This window comes from Micromonospora sp. NPDC004336 (assembly GCF_053602615.1).
In genome coordinates this window covers 1-3186 of the sequence record NZ_JBSGDY010000310.1, presented here as the reverse complement: position 1 = coordinate 3186, position 3186 = coordinate 1, and the positions used below count along the sequence as shown (strand labels likewise).

The 3186-nt window shown below is 73.9% G+C and carries 3 protein-coding genes; 2 read left to right on the top strand and 1 reads right to left on the bottom strand.

Going from position 1 to position 3186, the window contains the following annotated elements; genetic code table 11:
• Positions 1 to 56 precede the first annotated feature (56 nt).
• A complete protein-coding gene (locus tag ACWENR_RS30195) occupies positions 57 to 2180 on the bottom strand; it encodes a PhoX family protein (protein ID WP_452280341.1) in 2124 nt (707 codons plus the stop codon).
• Positions 2181 to 2431: 251 nt separating this feature from the next.
• On the opposite strand from ACWENR_RS30195, the gene ACWENR_RS30190 reads away from it, so the two are divergent.
• Positions 2432 to 2926, top strand: coding sequence for a sigma-70 family RNA polymerase sigma factor (locus ACWENR_RS30190; RefSeq protein WP_452280342.1), 495 nt, complete (start codon positions 2432 to 2434; stop codon positions 2924 to 2926).
• Positions 2923 to 3186, top strand: a 264-nt coding sequence (locus ACWENR_RS30185) for an anti-sigma factor family protein (RefSeq protein WP_452280340.1), incomplete at its 3' end; no start/stop codon positions are given. The genes ACWENR_RS30190 and ACWENR_RS30185, both read left to right, overlap by 4 nt.

Genomic DNA, 3186 nt, shown 5'->3' with positions numbered 1-3186 from the left:
CTCTCGGTCGGATGGGGGCCCCGGTGGCGGTCCGGCGCCGGACCGCCCGAGGAGGGTCAGCTGCCGATCGGCCCGCCGTCCAGGCGCCAGGCCACCACCACGCCGGGCTTGGCGTAGTCGCCGTCCGGCCAGTTGGAGGCCGGCTTCTCCACCGACGCCCCGCTGAGCTCGCCCGGGTGCTGCACGGCCACGAAGACCGAACGGTTGTCGCCGGTGAGGAACGGCCCGCAGGCCTCCGCGCCCACCGGGACGGTGAGGAACTGCTTCAGGTGGCCCCGCTCCGGCCCCTCGACGGCGGTCGCGAAGAGGCCGTCGTTGCTGCCCAGCGCGTTGCCGTCCGTGGAGACCCAGAGGTTGCCGGTGGCGTCGAACGCGACGTTGTCCGGGCAGGAGATCGGGGAGACCTTCGCCTTGTCGTACCCGGAGAAGTAGGTCGACGGGTCGGCCGGGTCGCCGCAGACGATCGGCAGCGACCAGGTGAACGCCTCGGCGGAGTTGTCGCCGCCGTCCTCGACCAGCTCCAGCACCTGGCCGTGCTTGTTGAGGTTGCGCGGGTTCGCCTCGTCGGCAGCCGGCTTGTCGGGCCCGCCCCGGTCGGTGTTGTTGGTCAGCGCCACGTACACCTTGCCGGTGAGCAGGCTCGGCTCGACGTCCTCGGGACGGTCCATCTTGGTCGCCCCGGCCTTGTCGCCGGCCAGCCGGGTGAAGGTCAGCACGTCGGCGGCGGTCATCCCGTCGACGTACGAGCGGTTGCCGCTGACCAGCTTGATCCAGCGCCCCCGGCCGTTGAACGCGCCGTCGGCGGGGAGCCGGCCGGAGCCGTCGATCTCGCCGCCGCTGCTCTGCTTCAGCTCGGCGACGTAGAGGGTGCCCGACTCCAGCAGGGTCAGGTTGTGCCGGCGGGCGACCCAGGAGTCGCCCTTCATGAACTTCTTGTCGGAGACGAACTTGTAGAGGTAGTCGAAGCGTTCGTCGTCACCCATGTACGCGACCACGTGCCCGCTCTTGGCGACGATGACGTTCGCGCCCTCGTGCTTGAACCGGCCCAGCGCGGTGTGCTTGCGCGGGCGGCTCTCCGGGTCGAACGGGTCGATCTCCACGATCCAGCCGAACCGGTTCGCCTCGTTCGGGTGCTTCGCCAGGTCGAACCGCTCGTCGGCGCGCTCCCACTTGCGGCTGCCCTTCGGGTAGCGGGTCTCGGTGGTGATGCCGTACCGGGCCAGCTTCGGCTGGAGCTCGGCGGCCACCGCGTCGCCGCCGACGAAGTACTGGTTGAAGTTCTCCTCGCCGGAGAGCACGGTGCCCCAGGGGGTCACGCCGCCGGCGCAGTTGTTCAGGGTGCCGACGACCGTACGGCCCTTCGGGTCGGCGGCGGTCCTCAGGTGCGCCGAGCCGGCGGCGGGCCCGGTCAGCTCGAACTTCGTGGCCAGCGCGGTGACCCGCCGGTTGTACGGCCGCCGGCCGTTGCCGACCGGCCGCCATTGCCCGGTGGCGCCCACCCGCTCCAGCTCCACGACGGACATCCCGTGCGCGGCCATGGCGACGCGGAGCTGCTCGACGGTCAGCGCGTCCTGGCCCGTGAAGCCGGGAAACATCAGGTCCTCGTTGGTGTACTCGTGGTTGACCACGAGCAGCGCCCGCCGGCCGCGCCCGTCCAGCGGCAGCACCCCGACGAAGTCGTTGTTGTAGCCGAACTGCCGGGCCTGCGCGGCGGCGGTCTGGCCGTGCAGGTGGAACTCGGGCGCGCCCGAAACGACCGGGTCGCCCCAGCGGATGACGACCGCGTGGTCGTACCCGTTGGGCACGACGAGGCTGTCCAGGGTGTTGGGCGGCACCGCCTTGAAGGTCAGGGCGCCGCTGCCGACGCCGCCGGCCGGGCGGCCGAAGCCGGCGGCCCCGGGGACGGCGGGGGTGGCCGGGGCGGCGGCGGAGGGGGCGGCGGTCAGCGCGCCGGCCGCCGCGCCGCCGAAGCCGAGGACCAGCGCGCCGACCGCGCCGGCCCGGACCACGCCGCGCCGGGACACCCCGGCGTCCACCACGTCGCCGAAGTACGCGTTGTCGGAGGTGTTCGGCACCGGGTGGTCGCAGGCGTTGCCGCACCGGTAGAGACAGGTCATGGCGTCGCGGCTGCCGTGGCGGGTGGCGCCCAGCAACGGGAGCAGCCGGGGACGGTCGCTCATGGAAGGAGCCTCCTGGAGGGGGGGTCGGTGCACGCCGGACAGCCGCTGGCGTGCGTACCCGCCGGACGCTAGGAGGACGCGGTGAGCGGTCGTCGGCGGCGGCGTGAACCGGGCGTGAACACCTCGGCGGCGCAGCCCGCGACGACCTGCGGCTGAACCGATCGTTGCGGCGGCACGTATTCCCGGGCGAACGCACCGCCGGACTCGCGCCCGAGAGCGAGGAGACCGCCATCAGCGACCACGACGCCCAACTGCTCCGCGCGCTGCACGACGAGCACGCGGAGGCGCTGTACGCGCACGCCCTGCGGCTGGTCGACGGCGACCGGCAGCGGGCCGAGGACCTGGTGCAGGAGACGCTGCTGCGGGCCTGGCGGCACCCGGAGTCGCTCGACCCGACGCGCGGCTCGGTCCGGGCCTGGCTCTTCACCACCGCCCGCAACCTGGCCATCGACGCCTGGCGGCGCCGCTCCGCCCGGGTCGGCGAGGTCTTCACCGACGAGTTGCCCGAGCCCGCGGAGACCGTGGACGAGGCGGAGCGCGCGGTGGAGGCGTGGACCGTCGCCGAGGCGCTCAACCGGCTCAGCCCCACCCACCGGGAGGTGCTGGTCGAGTGCTTCTACCAGGGGCGCTCCGTGGCGGAGGCGGCCTCCCGGCTGGGCGTGCCGGCGGGCACCGTGAAGTCCAGGACGCACTACGCCCTGCGCTCACTACGGTTGGTCCTGGCCGAGATGGGGGTGACCGGATGAGCCGGTGCGAGTTCGCCCACGACGACGGCGCGTACGTGCTGGGTGCGCTGGCTCCCGCCGAACGGGCGGCCTACGAGCGGCACCTCGCCGGCTGCGCACCGTGCCGGCAGGCGGTCGCCGACATCGCCGTCCTGCCCGGGCTGCTCGGCCGGCTCGACCCCGCCGGGCTGGAGCAGCTCCTGCCGCCGCCGGAGAACCCGCGGGTGCCCGAGCTGCTCAGCGCCGCCCGCGAGCGCCGGCGCCGCGAGCGGTCGGCCGCC

Coding starts and splice junctions, on each gene's coding strand:
- ACWENR_RS30195 (WP_452280341.1), bottom strand. CDS start 2,180: ATGAGCGACCGTCCCCGGCTGCTCCCGTTGCTGGGCGCCACCCGCCAC.